This window comes from Terribacillus aidingensis (genome assembly GCF_040703035.1).
Classification (GTDB): Bacteria; Bacillota; Bacilli; order Bacillales; family Amphibacillaceae; genus Terribacillus.
The window spans coordinates 865,942-883,316 of sequence record NZ_CP159996.1 but is presented as its reverse complement, the minus strand read 5'-3'; the positions used below and the strand labels follow the sequence as shown (position 1 = coordinate 883,316).

The following is a 17,375-nucleotide window of genomic DNA, read 5'->3' as shown; positions in this document are numbered from 1 at the left end:
GCATGTGCTTAGTTACACGATCCGAAGACTGTTATCTGTTATACCGGTTATGCTAGTCGTCAGCATCATTGTATTCCTGCTCGTTCACCTGACGCCAGGAAATCCAGCCTTCATCATCCTTGGTGAAGACGCTTCTCCTGAGGCTATTGCACAGCTGGAAGAGCAGCTTGGATTGAATGAGCCTTTGTATATCCAATTCTTCGATTGGCTTAAACAAGTCATTACCGGCGACCTCGGTACGAGTGTCTATTCTGCCCAGCCAGTAACGGAACTGATCTTTGGCAACTTTGGACCGACAATCAGCTTGATGGTATTGTCCCTGCTCTTTATTTTGGTCATCTCCATTCCGCTTGCGATCCTGATTGTGTCCTTGCGTAAAACAATTCTGGATCCGTTATTTACTAACGCTTCCCTTCTAGGTGTATCCATTCCGGAATTCTGGCTTGCGATTTTGCTTGTACTCGTGTTTGGCGTAACATTCCCGATTTTCCCGGTTGCAGGCTATATGCCGCTTGCGGAAGGCTTTGGTCCATGGATTTATCATTTGCTGCTGCCTGCTTTTGTGCTGGCATTAGTGGAAATCGGCATCATTGCCCGAATGCTACGCGACAGCATGCTTGATTCCGTGAACCAGGATTATACAAAAACAGCACGAGCGAAAGGCGTCCGTGAACGTGATGTATTGATGAAGCACGTATTCTCCAATGCGCTTATCCCGACAACAACTGTTCTAGGTGCCACAGTGGCAGGTCTGCTTGGCGGAACGGTTATTATTGAAACACTTTTCACCATCCCTGGGATCGGACAGCTGCTGATCGACTCGATTCACCGACGTGATTACCCTGTGATTCAAGGCGTCGTGCTATTCATCTCCGCAATCTATGTCCTGGTCAACTTGATCGTCGATCTTTTGTATGCATTCCTTGATCCGAGAATCCGCTATGACTGAACCGAAGGAGGTACATTAACGATGATGTCAAAGAAGAGGAATATTATTGCACTTACTATTTTCTTACTCGTTGCATTGGCAACCATAACGGCAAATCTGTGGCTGCCGGTCTCCCCTGCGGCGATAGATGCCAACCAGCGTCTGCTTGCACCATCTGGCACCCATTGGTTTGGTACAGATGATTTTGGCCGGGACATCTTTGCACGGGTTATTGTGGCTGCACGCGTGTCACTGGCTGTCGGCGTCATAGTAGCCGTCGTAGCAACTGTGATTGGCACACTGATTGGACTCGTATCCGGCTATTTCCGTAAGACAGATTTCATTCTGATGCGGATTGTGGATGGCTTTCTCGCCTTCCCTGCCCTTCTGCTTGCATTAGCACTAGTTGCAGCTTTAGGTGGAAGCATTACAAATATCGTCATTGCCCTGACAATTGCCTTCTTCCCAGTCATGGCTCGAGTCGTACGCTCTGCCGTGCTGCAAATAAAAAACGCACAATACATTGAAGCTGCAAAAACGACAGGAACGAATAATGTGGTGATCATCTTCCGGTATATCCTGCCGAATGTACTCTCTCCAATTATTGTGCAAAGTACATTCATCTTTGCTAAAGCAATCCTGGCAGAAGCTGCACTAAGCTTTCTAGGTGTCGGAGTGAATCCGTCCACACCGACATGGGGCAATATGCTGCAGGAATCACAAATTTATATCACGATTGCTCCATGGTTCTCGATTTTCCCTGGTATCGCGATCGTCATTACCGTTTTGTCGTTGAACATACTTGGTGACGGGCTACGGGATGCTTTTGATCCGCATAGCGTCAAGAAAAAACGAAAACGCAAACCAAAGCAAACAGCACCAGCTGCCTAGAGGAGGTTTCATTATGCTAGAAGTAAATGATCTGCATGTACACCTGGATACACCAGCTGGCCTCGTCAAAGCAGTTAATGGTGTATCCTTCCGGCTAAAAGCCGGGCAGACAATCGGCATTGTCGGGGAATCCGGCAGTGGAAAAAGTGTACTCGCCCACTCGCTGACGAAACTTAATCCAGAACCGCCCGCAACGTATCCAAAGGGCGAAATTCTGTTCGAAGGCGAGAACATCCTGACAATGGATAAAAAGCGCCTTCGTAATTTGCGCGGGAAAGAAATTGCCATGATCTTTCAAGATCCGATGTCAAGCCTCAACCCAGTTTTCAAGATCGGCAGACAGCTGATGGAAGCAATTCAGACGCACCAGAAGCTTTCCAAAAAAGAAGCTCGACAAAAAGCAATTGAGCTGCTGACAGATGTCGGCATCCCGGATCCCGAACGCCGGATGCAAAATTATCCGCACCAATTTTCCGGCGGGATGCGCCAGCGCGTTCTGATCGCTATTGCACTGGCAGCAAGACCAAAACTGCTTATAGCTGATGAGCCGACAACAGCATTGGATGTAACAATCCAAGCTCAAATCATCGAGTTATTGAAAAGCATTCAGCAGAAATATGGTACCGCAATAATAATGATCACCCATGATTTAGGCGTTGTGGCAAATCTAGCAGACAGGATCCTCGTCATGTATGCCGGTAAAATTGTTGAATCTGGCAGTACAGCTGATATTTTCTATGACACTGCAATGCCGTATACATGGTCGCTACTGCGCTCGATTCCAAGACTTGATGCAGGGGCTCCCGAGAGGCTGCTCCATATCGAGGGGCATCCGCCGAATCTGATTCACCCGCCAAAAGGCTGCAACTTCCATCCTCGCTGTCCATTTGCGAGAGATGCTTGCCTTCAGACTGCCCCGCCGCTCTCGGAACGCGGAACAAACCATTTGGCTGCGTGTATACTCAGTAAGCCCGAATTCAATAAAGAAAAACGAGCTGTAGCCGAACGGAAAGGAGTGCTGCTGTCATGACTGCATTATTGGAAATAAAGGATCTTCACGTCCATTTCTCAATTAAGAACGGTGTTTTACAAAGGACAACAGGTCATGTAAAAGCCTTGAATGGCATAGATTTGACAGTAAAAAAAGGGGAGATACTAGGTATTGTAGGCGAATCCGGCTGCGGGAAAAGCACACTTGCCCGAAGCATCGTCGGACTGCAAAAGCCTACTTCTGGAGACATTCTTTTTGAAGGAAACACATATACAGACGCATCTGCCAAGGAGCTTTACGAGCTGCGACGAAATATGCAAATGGTGTTCCAGGATCCGTATACAAGCTTGAATCCGCGCATGAAAGTGAGCGAGAGTATCGCTGCTCCTCTTAAAGCGTACAAAAAGACCAAAAACCTGGAATCGCGCGTGAAAGAGCTGATGGAGCTAGTTGGTTTGAATCCAGATGACCATTATAACCGACTGCCTCATGAATTCTCAGGCGGTCAGCGTCAGCGGATTGGTATTGCCCGCGCTATTGCTCTGGAGCCGCAGCTGATCGTCTGTGACGAACCAGTCAGTGCGCTTGATGTATCCGTCCAGGCCCAAGTGATCAACTTATTCCAGGATCTTCAGAAGAAGTTGGATCTGACGTATGTATTCATTGCACACGACCTTTCCGTCATTAATCACATTGCTGACCGTGTCGCCGTCATGTATCTTGGCAAAGTGATGGAAAGATCCAATCGAGAATCATTCCAGACACATGCGCAGCATCCTTATACAAATGCATTGCTTTCCGCTGTGCCGCTGCCAGATCCAGACAAAGAACGCGCGCGAGAACGCATCGTCCTGAAAGGAGAACTTCCCTCCCCTGCTAATCCGCCATCGGGCTGCGTATTCCACACTCGCTGTCCGAAAGCCGCGGAGTTCTGTAAGACCAACGTCCCCATTCCGGAAGAACGAGGTGTACCTGGACAGGAAGTGGCTTGTTTCTTTCCTGTTGGAGCGGAGGAGAAAGCGAGAATTACGTTATAAATTGAAAAGCAACCTGCGTTGGCAGGTTGCTTTTTATGTACTATAAACCATTCTTCCCTGGATTCATCCATAATCTTTCTACCCCTGTCAGTTTATAACCATTGAACTCCATCCTATATAAATCCGGCTTAGACGATTGTAATAAGAAATCCAAACCATACTGACGGTCATAATAGCACCATGTGTACCTATCGCTATTTTAGATCCCTGATAGGTTTTCAATAAATCCTCCAATACTGCTATAGCCCTCTTTTGACAAGCAGCATTCGACTCGCCTCCTGGTAAACAGAAGTTTGGATCAGCAAAAGATTTCTTCAACAAAGGTAATAGCTCCTTATCAGAAATCCGCGCATCACCGGAAACAAAGACGCGCTCCCGCAGATCTTCGATTTCATCTACTTCTTTTCCCGCATGTTCTGCCAAGCCTTGGATTGTTTCAACTGCACGCGTTGTAAGGACTTGAAGCAAAGACCTCTATCCCTTCGCCCTTTAAAGATTCGGCAATTTTTAAAGCATCCTGCTTTCCTTTTTCAGTCAAAGCTCTTGTTCTTTCATTACCTTCCTTAGGCGATTCACCATGTCTAACCAAATAAATTATAGTAGTTATGTTTGCACCTCCAATCTTTAAATAACTTTTCAGCTCCAGGGCAGAATTCACTTAATCAAATACACTCTCTTTCCTAGGATTGCGCAGAGCTTCGAACAGCATCTTGATTTGAGTTGCTGTATTTCTTTTCAACGACAATGGCGGCAACTCTGTTTCTCCAAAAAAGCCGATCTCACTCGTCTCCACACTTTCCTGTGCTCCTCCGCCGACAAGCTCGCATTGCAGGAAAATCTTGTAGTAGTGAAACATTTGCGGCTTGTCGGTATGCTTATCCGAATCGAGCACCGCTAAAAGTTTCTTAGGTACAACATCGTACCCCGACTCCTCTTTGATTTCCTTTACAGCATTCTCACTGGCCGACAGCCCTACCTCACAAAAACCGCCCGGCAGTGACCACCGTTCATCCATCTTCTCTTTCACTAACAGCAGCTTCCCTTCCCGGAAAACAACACCGCGGATATCCAGCTTCGGGGTAGGGTACCCTTTTTCTGCTGCAAGTGTCTTCTCAACGTCCTCTGCCGACTGCTTCGTATAGTTAGCGATAATTTCCGCACTGAGCTGCTGCAGTTCCTCGTATCTCTCCCGATCGAATACATCCTTTGAGAAATGCAACCCAGCTTGGGAGATTGCCTGTATTCTTCTTGCCCATTCGAGCCATTTTTCCAAGACTATCACCTATTATCCCGTTATCGTATTTTATTCCTCGTCTACTAGTTTATGCACCAGTTCCTTAGCAGTGATAGGCTCTGCTAAATTTGGGTTTTGCCCGCACCATAAGGACATCATGTTTCTATCATTGTTTTGTGCAGCAGCGGATCGAATAGGCTTTGTCAATGTATTCTGGATAGGAAAGTCCGGCAGTTCCGTCTCAACTTCCCGCATTTCACGGATAAAATCATTTTCGATGCCTCTGGCCGCCTTGCCAGAGAAAGCTTTCGTTAATGTTGTCTTGTCTACTTGCTGTCCCTCCAGAATTGCTTGCTTATGTAATGGGTTTGCACCGCTTTCTTTACACGTTAAAAATGCGGTGCCGAGCTGCGCTGCTTGTGCGCCTAAACAGCGAGCCGCCTTGACCCCGCGTCGATCCATTATACCTCCAGCAGCAATGACCGGAATATTCACCTTATCGACAGTTTGCGGTATCAGTGCCATCAGTCCAATCATACTTTGTTCCACTTCCGCTAGGAAGTTCCCCCGATGACCTCCTGCCTCGCTCCCCTGCAGGACAACCGCGTCCATTCCAGCTGCTTCAATTGCCTGCGCCTCTGCCAAAGTAGTTGCTGTACCAATGGTGTATACGCCCGCTTGTTTCAAAAAGTGGATGACATCGGAAGAAGGAATTCCAAATGTGAACGAACAAACTGGTACCTTTTCTTGTATGACGACTTTTACCTGCTCAAGGAATATTCCTAAGGTCTGTTCATAAGACAGGAATTCACTCTCTGCACCTGAAGAGCCCAGTTTCTCCAGAAACGGCTGAAGTGATACTTGTGCTCGATGAATGACATCCTCCTCTTCTTTGTAAGGATTTGGTACAAATAAATTGATACCAAAGGATTTATCTGTTCCAGCCTTTACTTCTTGTATTTGATTGCGGGTACTTTCTGCATTTAGATAACCAGCACCAATCATGCCTAATCCGCCTGCTTCAGATACAGCTATCACTAATTCTGCTGTTGTTATTCCTCCCGCCATAGGTGCCTGAATAATTGGATGAGTAATAGATAAAGCTTCAAATAAACGATTTGCCATTCTCTGATTTCTCCCTTCACAAACTTCTATCCCTACTCTGCTTATTAGCGTTCTCTTTCTCCCATTCACTCAAATACATCCTGGAAGTGACATTGTTTGGGTTGTCTATCTTCGTAATCAGCTCCAGACTGTTTCCATCTGGATCATTGAAATGAATCTTAGCATGTGCCATTCCATCATGCGCCATCACAAAAGGTTCATAAGGCCCAAAACCGAAAGCCTCTCTCGGCTGATAGCCTCTATCTCTTAACCATCCGGATGCACCTTTTAGATTTTCCAAACTCACTTGAAATGCGACATGTCTTATGGATGGATGATAGGCAAGCTCCGCTTTATCCGATTCCCAGAGACCAAGCCAGCTATGGTCCTTTTTAATCCAAAAGAAAGCTAGCCTATCTTCATGAATATGTGATAGCTCTATACCTAACCCCTGATAAAATGTAATAGATTTTTGCAAATTACTAACTGGGAGATGTGCTTCGTACAAACCTTCTATCATTAGTTCCGCTCCTCCCTCGCTTCACTACCAATATATAACAAAAAATCCATTATAAAAATAGATTGAAAGTATTTTCTGAAAATAGAAAATAAAAAAAGCGGCCATATCGGCCGCCGCTTTTCTTAAGATCCGTACCAGAATTTATTTTGTGACAGCACACGATCATGACCTTCATCCCAGTAGTCTACTGTGTATGAATAATCATAGTTCATGATGCAGCGGATTCCGCTTCCCTGCGCATCGTGACCGATGCCATAGTTATGCGTAAATTCATGCTGTGCTGCGTATGCAGTATTTCTTGTTCCTTGATCAAGGTTTACACTAATCGCACTTCCGGAAGGTGCTCCGCTATATACATATGCAATACCACCTGCATCAAATCGGCTGTCTCTTGTAAAACCAGCAACAAAATCATACCCGCGTCCATCCCAGTCACGCTGTAAGTCCTGCAGCAAAGCAGAGCTATTTGATCCGCTGGACGACCATTGTCCAACAGCCTCGACGACGTAGTCCACATCATGATCACGGTTGAAAGCATTGTCTGCTTGTTCCACAATTGAAATAATCCTTTGCTGCCAATCCGGATAAGCAGCTCGATATTCTTCATCGGCAACAGCCAGGACTGTCACCTTTTGGCTGCCTGTATCCGCTATACTAAATCCGCCTGTATTACTTTCTGTCCGGTGTTTTTCCACTTCTTTTCCTCTACTGTTAAACTCGACTACTTCCGTTGATTGCTCAATAGACGGTGCAGACTCCAAGTCTTTGAAATCCCCTGCTTTAGGGAGCTTGTCTCCAATATGGTCAAAACCGACTGTTTCATGGTTATGCCCATGATCATGCACTTCGTCAGCTAACGATACAGAAGGGACTGATAATAAGGACGTGATAAGCAGAGCTCCAGCAAGAATCGATTTCTTTTTCATATGAATCCTCCTTAAATAGATTTAAAGTAGAATTCTATGATTTTCTGTCAGATTCCTGTCTATCTGGATTGGGAAAGAAAGGCCTAGTTTGTCGGGAAAAGACAGCTTTTGTCACCTTCCCTTTACAAGGTTTTTGACAAAGATATACTACTTACTAACCAAAGCAATCCAAAACCTGAACTAATCTAGGAAACTCACTCTCTGCTGCATAGGATTATTTCAATGCAGCAGCTAATTTAGTAAAAATGACACCCAGTGCATGCGCGCCTGCATCCGGATAACCAAGACTGCGCTCTCCTACCGTTCCAGCACGTCCCATCCGTGCAACGATTTCCTTCGTCTTCTCCGCACCAGTAACTGCAGCCTCTGCGCCTTTTTTGAAGGCTGTCTTCACATCTTCATTAGCTGCAGCACTCTGCTTCCAGCTATCCGCACATGGTGCGAGTGCATCAATCAATGTCTTATCCCCGACCTCAGCTCCGCGACCAAAGGAGCGTTCTCCAATATCCTGGATTGCCGTTACGACACGCTGCAGGATATCTGCGAATTCTGTCACAGTGAGCTCTTTCTTCTCACCAGCTGCTTTTCCGGCAGCACGGAACGCGCCACCCCAAATTGGTCCTGAAGCACCACCGCAATGCTCCATGATCACCATGGAAGAGTCATTAAGGAAGCTGCCAATCGTAAGGTTGTCTTCATCGAGAATATGTTTCCATTCCCGTTTCAATTGACGGAAGCCTTTTGCCACACTATTACCGAAATCCCCATCTCCAGCATGTGTATCAAGCTTGTTGAAGGCAGCTTCATTTTCAATGATAATCTCGCTCATTTTATCCACTAAGTAGATTATGTTTTCCAGTGTAATAGAGTCCTCTTTTACTTGTGCATACGCGCTGTCCGTTTCTACCTGATAAGAAACATCCGCATTGTCTGCTGCTTCCTTAAAACTGGAAAACGCTGGCTGCTCTACAGGTCCGTCAATCTTGAGAGCTGGTGTATCTGATTCACTGGAGAGCAGTGTGCGCAGCTCATCATCAAGTGACATAATCGTTACCGACACACCTGCCATATCGATACTAGTCATATAGTTGCCTACGAATATCCGGTTTATTTTAATATTCCGTTCAGCTAGTTCACGATTGACAGATTGATTGAACAGATACAATTCTTGTAATGGTGTTCCGCCAAATCCGTTAATCAATAAAGCCGCATCTTCCTCTGGCTGTCCTTCCTTCAACAGATCCTCGACCATCCGTTTAGCAAGTTCGTCAGCTGAAAGAACTTTTTCCCGTCGAATACCAGGTTCTCCATGGATCCCGACACCATACTCCATCTCATCCTCAGCCAGCTTAAATGTCGGTTCACCTCCTGGCAATGTGCAGGATGTCAAGGCCACACCGATACTGCGGGTTCTAGATACAGCTTTTTCCGCTACCACCTTCACCTGCTGTAAGTCACGGCCTTCGGCTGCAGCTGCTCCGGCGACCTTATGTACAAGCACGACTCCAGCTACACCGCGTCTTCCAACTGTATAAAGACTATCCTCCACAGCGATATCATCATCGACCTTCACATAATCGACTTCCAGACCATCCTCTTTAGCAAGGTGTGCTGCGTTCTTGAAGTTCATAATATCCCCGCTGTAATTCTTAATGATCAGCAGAGTTCCCTTCTCACCTGCCGTCTCCTTGATAGCTTGATACACTTGAATTTGAGAAGGCGAAGCAAACATATCGCCACATACCGCTGCATCCAGCATACCTTCCCCGACAAAGCCTGCATGAGAAGGCTCATGCCCGCTGCCTCCCCCACTGATTAAGGTAACCTTATTTGTCTGTAATTGTTTTCGTTTGATCACTTTATACTTCTTCAAAAATTCGAGTTCCGGGTGAGCCAATACCAATCCGTGACACATCTCCAGGACAACATCCTCTGGTCGGTTAATGATTTTTTTCATCGGTTATCCTCCTCTTATACAAGCAAAAGTGTCTTTCTTCCTCCAGCTTAACAGAACAATTCAGGAATTGCACAAACTAGGATGACAAGTCTGAATACTTTAAATGCATTCACAAAGGTATACTTGTTCTTTATCAAGAGAGGTGAAACGACGGACCCAGTGAAGCCTCGGCAACCGACTGTTACTAGCACTGTGCCAAATTCAGAAGGATGATAGATCCTGAAGATAAGAAGCGTGAACGAATGGTGTTAGGAGTCTGCTCTACTAATAGATATCTCGATATTTTAGGTCCGCTTCTTAAAAACTTTTGTTCATTTTGAATACCTTTGCTAATCTTTTAAGGATAGTTATAATTGCTAGGACTGCAACAAGGATCAAGGTAATGGTTGCACCCGGTGGAGTACCATACTCATAAGAAGTTACTAATCCGCTTAACATACTAGCTAACGTAATAGGTATCCCAATCAATATAGTGCTCGAAAAGCTTCTGCTCAAGCGCATAGAAATGGCTGCAGGTAAAATTAAAATTGCTGACACTAATAATGCACCTACAATAGGCATAATAATAGCAATTGTGATACCAGTTAACACATTGAATAAGATTGACATAGTCTTTATAGGCAATCCAGCAGTAAATGCCGTTTCTTCATCAAAGATCATTACATACATTGCCTTACGAAATATTAGATATAAGCATAGAATGGTACCTGCCAATAGATAAAGTATCCAAACCTGCCCCTTACTAATTGTTACGATTGATCCAAATAAAAACTGGTTGATATTCAGTGTTGTACCACCCTGATTCAAACTCATTAGAAACAATGCTAAAGCCATTCCAGCTGACATCAAGATAGCAATAGAAACCTCAGAATATGTTCGATATAACATACGTATATATTCCAGTAAAACTGCAATAAATATCACCATCAAAATATTTGTCCAGGTTGGGTTGATGCTGACTAATAGTCCTAATGCCACTCCGGCTAAGGAGACGTGAGCTAGAGTGTCTGCCATAAGTGACTGCCTACGTAATATGAGAAATAACCCTAAAAATGGAGCAATCAATGAGATAAGAAGTGAGGCTTGGAAAGCTCTTTGCATGAATCCATAGAGAAACATCTCCAAGGCAATCCCTCCTTCCGTATAAGTTCGATATGTTTATTGCAGTAATTTCGAAGTTCTTCATGGTCATGTGAGACCATCAAAATTCCCTTCCCATGCACATCGCTTTTATGCTTTAACAACTTGTAAAATTCCTCACGTGATTCTGTATCCATTCCTGTGGTAGGTTCATCTAATACAAACAGATCCGGATCTGTCGCAAAGACACGAGCTAAAGAAATTCTCTGTTTTTGTCCCCCCGACAATTCGCCTATCTTTTTGTAACGCATATCCCACATGCCTACTGATTCAAGGGCACGTCTAACTTGTTCTTTATCGTCTTTATTTAAGTTCCTAAACCATTTGCCTCTTTGATAACGACCAGACTGAACTAATTCCAATACAGTACTGGGGAAGCCAACATTAAACGAAGCCACTTGTTGAGGGACATATCCAACCACTAACTTCTCTCCGAAACTATTATTGGACGATAAGCTAACTTTTCCGGTTGTGGGCTTAAGCAAGCCTAAGATGTTACGTATTAAGGTGCTTTTAGCAGCCCCATTTTCTCCTGTCAGCATAATAAAGTCCCCTGGGTTTAATTCAAATGAAATATTTGTTAGAACAGGTTCCCTTTCATAATGAAAAGCAAGTTCATCTACTTTAATATAGTACATGTTTATATATATCTACCTTTCTATTCTTTTTCAATGAAAAAGGGAACAAACTCTATAGAATATAATGTCCTTACGAACTCCGCTCCACTATACTAGACAAACGGATACTCCGGACACTGAGATGAGCTTGGTTAACCACCAATAAGGCATCAATGGTCCACCTCATTTTATAGAGCCTGTTCCTCTTTTTACTTATTTAATTGATGCTAGCTTGTAATGCTTCTAGGTTATGACGCATTGCTTCCAAATATCCTAAATCGTTTGCTAGTAATTCTTCAGAAAGCACTTCTAAATCATATAAGACAGCCGTTTCTGTCCCTGTTTCATTAGCTACAGTTTGAGCGATAGACGAGCTAGCCCCTTGTTGGTAATAAATAACAGGAACATTGTGTTCTTGAACTAACTCACCAATTTCAGCAATTCGGGATGGGCTTGGTTCTACTTCAGTAGATAGTCCCCCAATTGCAATTTGTTCTAAGTCATAACGTTCTGCAAGGTAGCCGAATGCTTGGTGCTGTACGACGAAGGCTCGGTTTTCTGCACCTTCCAATGTAGTTCGATATTCTTCATCTAACGCTTTAAGCTCTTTCACAAAAGCTTCAGCATTCTCTTTATAAATTTCTTTTCCTTCTGGATCAGCCTCTATTAAAGCATTGCGAATAGCAAGGACTTGATCTTGCGCCAATACCGGATCAAGCCATATATGTGGATCTTGATTCTCATGGTCATCAATCAACACAGAAACTGGACTTGATTCCGCATGAACATTTTGGTCGTCATCATAAAGTACAGCCTTGGCTTCAAAGCTTTCTCCTGTTGTTTTATATTCAAAACGTTCAGTCTCTTGATCTGGTACGGTTTCCCAATCTTGGTTTGCATCTTCTCTTATGAACCATTTCCAGTTCTCATAATCTGCCTCTTCACTCTCGGCAACAAGTGTAACAACATCACCTGTATGATAATGGTCTGCCAAGCCCGCAACCGTTACTTCTTCTCCTGCTTGTGCATCACTGTGATTTTCATGTTCATGTCCTTCGTGCTCTTCCTCTTCCTGCACAGGGGTATCATGATTATCAATATTAAGTTCTACAGGTTCAGATTCTGCATGAACATTATGATTGTTATCATAAACAACTGCTTTGACTTCAAAACTTTCTTCCGGAGCCTCATAGGTAAATGTTTCTGATCCTTGTCCAGAAATAGCTACCCATTCTTCATCAGCATTTGCTCGCTGATACCAATGCCAGTGTTCATAATCTTCATCTCCTGTTAACTTTGCCGTTAGCGCAATCTCATCTCCAGTGTGATAGTGTTCAGTCACACCATCAATTTGTACGCTACCTGTGTCTGATTTACCCGGTCTGTCTGCAGATCGTGCAATGATAAGGTTGTCATTTTCTACGGTATTAAATAAGCTTTTTACCCAAAATTCCATTTCTTCACTGCTGTAGACAAATACGTCAGCTTCGTTTACAGCTGCTACATCTTGTGCACTAGGTTCATAGTGATGGGCATCCTGTCCTTCGGAGACCATTAGCTGCACATCCGCTCTGTCCCCAGCAATGTTTTTAGTAAATTCATACATAGGTAAAAAGGAAGCTATAACGGAAATTTTGGTTTCTTCGTTGTTCGGGGATTCTTGGGTGTCTTGTGACTGACAACCGAAAAGAACAGCTGTTACAGTAAAAAGAACTAATATGGTTCGGAGCATTTTTGGATTCACTATAAACTCTCCTTTGCTATATTAAAAAAGAAATCAGACAAAAGCAGGGAGAAGAAAAGCAATTTGCTTCTCTTCTCCTCTCTGCTTAATGCGCTAATTGGTCACGAACTATATCATCTGCGTCTAAATCAGAAGGATAATAAGTTGGCCAATGTGTAACCTCTTCTAATAATTCTTCACGATCATCTCCCCAATATAAATGGTAGTGATGTGAATCCGTTGGAAAAATGTTGTGGTCACTGAATTGAATATAGTTTGGCATGTCATCATTTTCGCCCACAAGCTTATAAATAAAGCGTACGCCTCGATTACCCGCTTCGTAAGTTAGAATCTCGTATCCATCGTATTCATAGTCACCTTGGGATTCTTGTCCATTACGGAAAAACGTTACATTCCCATTATCAATAATGATGCGTTCTACATCTGTTTCATATCCAGTTGTATAGTATTCTTTGTATTCTTCCACTGTCATATCGCCTTCTTCTGCTTTGTGTTCAAACACTTCGTCTAAGTCACCATCTAAAAGGTAAGGATATACAGACTGCCAATCTCCTTCCCAGTCAGATAATTCACGATTCTTTACTTGTTCATCTTCAAAGATACCTTCATAAATGTTACTGCTTTCTTCATCATGACCATGGTGGTCGTCGATCACGATGGTAACTGGCTCGGACTCTGCATACACTTCATGATTATCATCGTAAAGTGTAGCTTTAATTTCTAAGCCATCTGTAGTTGCTTCCCCTGTAAAGGTTTGACTCTCTTGACCAGAAGCCGCTTCCCATTCCGTTTGCTCACTTTCTTTTATGTACCAATGCCAGTGGTCATAATCAACATCTTCACTAAGTACAGCAGTTAATTCAATCGTATCTCCGGTATGATAATGATCACCTAAACCTTCTACCGTAATTTCTCCTGCCTCCTGTACTTCGGTCTCTGAGGCATTATTAGTAGCTGCTTCTTCTTCTGAATCTTGGCAAGCTACTAATATCGCGCTTAAAGCTAATAAACTAATAAACAAAGATAATTTCTTCAAGTGTGTTCTTCCTCTCTCCATAATGGTATTTAAATCGTAATCTTTACGCTTTAAAGACTATACGCACTTTTACCAATTGTCAAGATTAAATATAAATTTTCCCAACTCCATCATAAATCAGATAATATGGGGCAAATGGAGATTGAAAAGTATAGGGAAAAAGATAAGATACACGTAATCAAAAGGAGCTTAGAATGTTATGAGGACAAGCTTGACGCATCAAAGATGGTTTCGTTCAATACGCACACGGTTTCAGGTAAATATCCAGATATAGATAGTGTTAGCATTATTATTTTAGATAAATATAGACCAAAAAATTTTATTCGATACTTGGAAAGGTATCACTGTGAAGAAGTAAATCGTGGATTAAAACATTGTAGTAATTTCTTAATGGACTTAGCATCAAATTATATAGGTGAAACATTAAATTCCATTACAGGTAAGATTGTACTTAGGAAAAACCTATCTATTTCCTCAATCATTTACATGCAGGACATGTTCCGTAAACTTCAAAACGGTGGTTGTCTATTGTGTAATCCTTCGGTAACACATTCCGAACACTTTTTAATAAACAAACTTCAATTGATTTAGTATGTCCACATTTATTACAAATAAAATAATGGTTATGCCCTTCAGCATTACAATGGAATCTAAAGTGCTTCAAACCATCTATAGTAGCCATTTCTAAGATACCGATTTCTACCATGGTATAAAGATTGCGATAAAGAGTATTATAACTTGCTCCTGCAAACTTTAAATTGAACTCTTTCCATACAACAATAGCAGCAGTATAATCTGAGTTCCTTTCAAATATCTGAAGTAACTTATCTCTCTGTACTGTTTGTCTATAACCATTGTCTTTTAAGATTTCTAGGGCTTTTTTTCTATTCACAACACTTCATTCCTGACGTATAAAGATTGAATGTCCTGACGTACGTCCAAAATATTGATAAACAGAAACAGATATGTAATTTTCCTATGTTATCGAACTTAATATTGTCAATCAAATCCCTACGAATCTTCTCCTGTCTAAAACTCCCTTTTCTTGCATATACCGAATTGAAAGTGTATATTAGAATTCGCCCTTTATAAAACGTAATGATTACACTTTGAGTTGGGTACAGCATATCTTCTAATAAAAATTTAGTCAACTTTTTTTTCTAAAAAAATGCTTTATACAAAGCTTTATTTTATATCAGGAATTTTATTGCGAGTAAAATAATTCTTCTTTACTCCATTTAATATTTTGGGTTTATTTTTGATAATTATGATTTAAGGATGGGATATGAATATGAGTTTAAAGAAAGATTGTTCCGATTTCTTAACACAGCATTTAACCACTACTCGAAGTTATACTTTAGTACATAATAATATTTTTCATATTATGGATAGCCAATTTATTGTTACAGAGCTACTTGATGCTTCTGATGATGAGCTTTACACAATTTTAGATATCTTAAAAAGAATGGAACCTTCTCAAGATAATATTCACCAATTTTTATCTCATATGGCCGCAATGTATATTACAGTTAATATAGATGCATGATTGCAACCTGACTCCTTTTCTTAATTGTTCTCTCTCCTTAATTAGTAGCAATACTTACCTTTTGTCAGCTGGCAGTAAAATTTTGATAAAAAATCATTTTCATTCTAAACAGAAAAGTGATGGTAATTTAAACTAGTTAAGATATTACACTGGATGCTTCTCCTGACTGTCCACTTCCATTAGAAAATTTTGGTGCCTTCGGCCGTGAGGATTCCTCTTATAAGAGAATAAGAAGAAGTTTTGACAAATTTAAAACAGCCACTTGATATGGACTGTTTTCCGTCGTACGAAACGTCATTTCTTCCTATTCCAGCCTCTTACTAACAGCTCTCTCTATCTCCTTTACTAGAAGTACTCTTTGTATTAATTTAATAAATCACCACTAAAATTAGTTCAATATAATTCAAAACCCTACATAAAAAGTGACGTTTCTCAGGCAGTCTCTATGTTAAAATAAGTGAACATGCTTTCACTCTATCAATAAGGAACGGGAAACGATATGAATAAAAAGGACATCGCAACGATTCGCAGGCAATTTAAAAAAGGCAATGATAAACTTAAAATCTCTGATATTTTCAACGTATATATCATGAAAGAATCCAGTGACATCTATCATCACGAAAGTATGCCGTTTGGCATGCTGGATGAAGATCAACAGGAGCTGTTCTTAGGCAATTTCAAAAAAGTACTAGCCGGTCAGCCTGATGAGAAACTATTTGAACTGAGATTTAAACGGGATGTGGAGGACAGCAGCCAATTTATCCTGCACCGCGGCTTACTAACAAATGATGTAGAAGAATGGACGAACGACATGCTGAAGCTTGTTGCTAAGATGCTAGAAGACAGACAGTATGAGCATGATGTGGTCATCTCATTCATCAAGGCAGAATACCTGAAAGCCCAGAAACGCCAGGGTGATGATCCAGAGGAAAGCGCCAATGATACAATGTACTCCCACTCCTTCCTGCTGTGCAGTATTAACAAGACACAGGAACCGAAAAAAGAATTGGAATTTGATTATGTGGAAAGAGAATTCAAGTACAATGTCACAGTAAATCCTGTTATCAATCTGCAAGCACCACTATCAGGATTCTTGTTCCCATGCTTCAACGACAGCGCCGCTGATGTGAATCATGTGCTCTACTCTACAGCAAAAGCATTCGAGCCAGACACTGCCTTTATCGAGGATGTTTTAAATGCTGAAGAAATCATGACAGCAAGAGATGATAAAAGTGTCTTTGAAGAGATAGTCAAAGATATCACTGGCGATCAGCTTAATACCTCTGCCCTTGCTAGTGTATATGAGGAAATTAATCGTGTAGTAGAAGAAAATGAAGAAGATGAAGCACCAAAGCTTGATAAACAGGATATCCAGCGCGTCCTGACAATGAGTGGCGTAGAAGATGTGACTCCAGAAAAAGTGGAAACTGCTTATCAAAAGGTAATCGATGATGAGAAATATGAAATGAAGGCAACCAGTGTATTGCCGAAGTACAATTCCAAATCCATTAAAATCAAAACGAAGGTTGCCAATATCGCAATAAGCCCAGAAGATCTGCGTTATGTACGGCAAGTTGTTTTCAATAACAAACGCTGTATTATGATTGAGGTTGAGGAAGACACTGTTATTGAAGGGTTTAAGATGGCGGAGGAAGCTTTGGTCAACAAAGTAAATGAAGAATAAGCAGAGTTCATTAGAACTCT

The 17,375-nt window shown here is 42.2% G+C and carries 16 protein-coding genes, 1 pseudogene and 1 riboswitch; of the genes and pseudogenes, 6 read left to right on the top strand and 11 right to left on the bottom strand.

Going from position 1 to position 17,375, the window contains the following annotated elements:
- Positions 1–4 precede the first annotated feature (4 nt).
- From ABXS78_RS04865 to ABXS78_RS04850, 4 genes are read left to right on the top strand one after another with little or no spacing between them, the layout of a single operon-like run.
- A complete protein-coding gene (locus ABXS78_RS04865) occupies positions 5–949 on the top strand; it encodes an ABC transporter permease (RefSeq protein WP_366249153.1) in 945 nt (314 codons plus the stop codon).
- Between the two features lie 21 nt (positions 950–970).
- Positions 971–1,819, top strand: coding sequence for an ABC transporter permease (locus ABXS78_RS04860; protein ID WP_366249152.1), 849 nt, complete (start codon positions 971–973; stop codon positions 1,817–1,819).
- A gap of 13 nt (positions 1,820–1,832) precedes the next feature.
- On the top strand, positions 1,833–2,849 hold the full coding sequence (locus ABXS78_RS04855) for an ABC transporter ATP-binding protein (RefSeq protein ID WP_366249151.1): 1,017 nt from the start codon (positions 1,833–1,835) through the stop codon (positions 2,847–2,849).
- Complete coding sequence (locus tag ABXS78_RS04850; protein WP_366249150.1) at positions 2,846–3,847, top strand: oligopeptide/dipeptide ABC transporter ATP-binding protein; 1,002 nt, start codon at positions 2,846–2,848, stop codon at positions 3,845–3,847. The genes ABXS78_RS04855 and ABXS78_RS04850 overlap by 4 nt, the downstream gene beginning before the upstream one ends.
- Before the next feature lie 40 nt (positions 3,848–3,887).
- Here the strand turns inward: ABXS78_RS04850 and ABXS78_RS04845 are convergent.
- The 11 genes and pseudogenes from ABXS78_RS04845 to ABXS78_RS04795 form a co-directional block, all read right to left on the bottom strand.
- Positions 3,888–4,454: pseudogene (locus tag ABXS78_RS04845) on the bottom strand (histidine phosphatase family protein).
- A gap of 51 nt (positions 4,455–4,505) precedes the next feature.
- Positions 4,506–5,126 carry an NUDIX hydrolase gene (locus ABXS78_RS04840; protein ID WP_366249874.1) on the bottom strand — a complete coding sequence of 207 codons (621 nt, stop codon included), beginning with the start codon at positions 5,124–5,126 and terminating at the stop codon, positions 4,506–4,508.
- Between the two features lie 24 nt (positions 5,127–5,150).
- On the bottom strand, positions 5,151–6,206 hold the full coding sequence (locus tag ABXS78_RS04835) for a nitronate monooxygenase (protein WP_366249149.1): 1,056 nt from the start codon (positions 6,204–6,206) through the stop codon (positions 5,151–5,153).
- Positions 6,207–6,222: 16 nt separating this feature from the next.
- Positions 6,223–6,705, bottom strand: a complete 483-nt coding sequence (locus ABXS78_RS04830; protein ID WP_366249148.1) for a VOC family protein — start codon at positions 6,703–6,705, stop codon at positions 6,223–6,225.
- A 122-nt stretch (positions 6,706–6,827) separates the two neighbouring features.
- The gene (locus tag ABXS78_RS04825) at positions 6,828–7,631 is read right to left on the bottom strand and encodes a zinc-dependent metalloprotease (protein ID WP_366249147.1); all 804 of its coding nucleotides are present in this window, start codon (positions 7,629–7,631) and stop codon (positions 6,828–6,830) included.
- Between the two features lie 214 nt (positions 7,632–7,845).
- Positions 7,846–9,588, bottom strand: a complete 1,743-nt coding sequence (gene dhaK / locus ABXS78_RS04820; protein ID WP_366249146.1) for a dihydroxyacetone kinase subunit DhaK — start codon at positions 9,586–9,588, stop codon at positions 7,846–7,848.
- Positions 9,589–9,715: 127 nt separating this feature from the next.
- Positions 9,716–9,820: riboswitch (SAM riboswitch) on the top strand.
- A gap of 65 nt (positions 9,821–9,885) precedes the next feature.
- Positions 9,886–10,713 carry a metal ABC transporter permease gene (locus tag ABXS78_RS04815; protein WP_366249145.1) on the bottom strand — a complete coding sequence of 276 codons (828 nt, stop codon included), beginning with the start codon at positions 10,711–10,713 and terminating at the stop codon, positions 9,886–9,888.
- On the bottom strand, positions 10,650–11,366 hold the full coding sequence (locus ABXS78_RS04810; RefSeq protein WP_366249144.1) for a metal ABC transporter ATP-binding protein: 717 nt from the start codon (positions 11,364–11,366) through the stop codon (positions 10,650–10,652). The genes ABXS78_RS04815 and ABXS78_RS04810 overlap by 64 nt, the downstream gene beginning before the upstream one ends.
- A gap of 196 nt (positions 11,367–11,562) precedes the next feature.
- Entirely contained in the window at positions 11,563–13,089 is a 1,527-nt protein-coding gene (locus ABXS78_RS04805; protein ID WP_366249143.1) for a zinc ABC transporter substrate-binding protein, read from the bottom strand.
- An 85-nt stretch (positions 13,090–13,174) separates the two neighbouring features.
- Positions 13,175–14,125 carry a metal-binding protein ZinT gene (locus ABXS78_RS04800; RefSeq protein WP_366249142.1) on the bottom strand — a complete coding sequence of 317 codons (951 nt, stop codon included), beginning with the start codon at positions 14,123–14,125 and terminating at the stop codon, positions 13,175–13,177.
- 478 nt (positions 14,126–14,603) lie between these two features.
- Entirely contained in the window at positions 14,604–15,017 is a 414-nt protein-coding gene (locus ABXS78_RS04795) for a Fur family transcriptional regulator (RefSeq protein ID WP_366249141.1), read from the bottom strand.
- Between the two features lie 399 nt (positions 15,018–15,416).
- Here ABXS78_RS04795 and ABXS78_RS04790 point away from each other — a divergent pair, with 399 nt between their 5' ends.
- Both ABXS78_RS04790 and ABXS78_RS04785 read left to right on the top strand, forming a co-directional pair.
- Positions 15,417–15,671, top strand: a complete 255-nt coding sequence (locus tag ABXS78_RS04790; RefSeq protein ID WP_366249140.1) for a hypothetical protein — start codon at positions 15,417–15,419, stop codon at positions 15,669–15,671.
- A 499-nt stretch (positions 15,672–16,170) separates the two neighbouring features.
- Positions 16,171–17,355 carry a DUF4317 domain-containing protein gene (locus ABXS78_RS04785; protein WP_366249139.1) on the top strand — a complete coding sequence of 395 codons (1,185 nt, stop codon included), beginning with the start codon at positions 16,171–16,173 and terminating at the stop codon, positions 17,353–17,355.
- Positions 17,356–17,375: the final 20 nt, after the last annotated feature.

Bases quoted from the DNA above. Each gene is read 5' to 3' on its own strand.
- ABXS78_RS04860 (WP_366249152.1), top strand. From the start codon at position 971: ATGATGTCAAAGAAGAGGAATATTATTGCACTTACTATTTTCTTACTC.
- ABXS78_RS04855 (WP_366249151.1), top strand. From the start codon at position 1,833: ATGCTAGAAGTAAATGATCTGCATGTACACCTGGATACACCAGCTGGC.
- ABXS78_RS04850 (WP_366249150.1), top strand. From the start codon at position 2,846: ATGACTGCATTATTGGAAATAAAGGATCTTCACGTCCATTTCTCAATT.
- ABXS78_RS04835 (WP_366249149.1), bottom strand. From the start codon at position 6,206: ATGGCAAATCGTTTATTTGAAGCTTTATCTATTACTCATCCAATTATT.
- ABXS78_RS04830 (WP_366249148.1), bottom strand. From the start codon at position 6,705: ATGATAGAAGGTTTGTACGAAGCACATCTCCCAGTTAGTAATTTGCAA.
- ABXS78_RS04825 (WP_366249147.1), bottom strand. From the start codon at position 7,631: ATGAAAAAGAAATCGATTCTTGCTGGAGCTCTGCTTATCACGTCCTTA.
- dhaK (WP_366249146.1), bottom strand. From the start codon at position 9,588: ATGAAAAAAATCATTAACCGACCAGAGGATGTTGTCCTGGAGATGTGT.
- ABXS78_RS04810 (WP_366249144.1), bottom strand. From the start codon at position 11,366: ATGTACTATATTAAAGTAGATGAACTTGCTTTTCATTATGAAAGGGAA.
- ABXS78_RS04790 (WP_366249140.1), top strand. From the start codon at position 15,417: ATGAGTTTAAAGAAAGATTGTTCCGATTTCTTAACACAGCATTTAACC.
- ABXS78_RS04785 (WP_366249139.1), top strand. From the start codon at position 16,171: ATGAATAAAAAGGACATCGCAACGATTCGCAGGCAATTTAAAAAAGGC.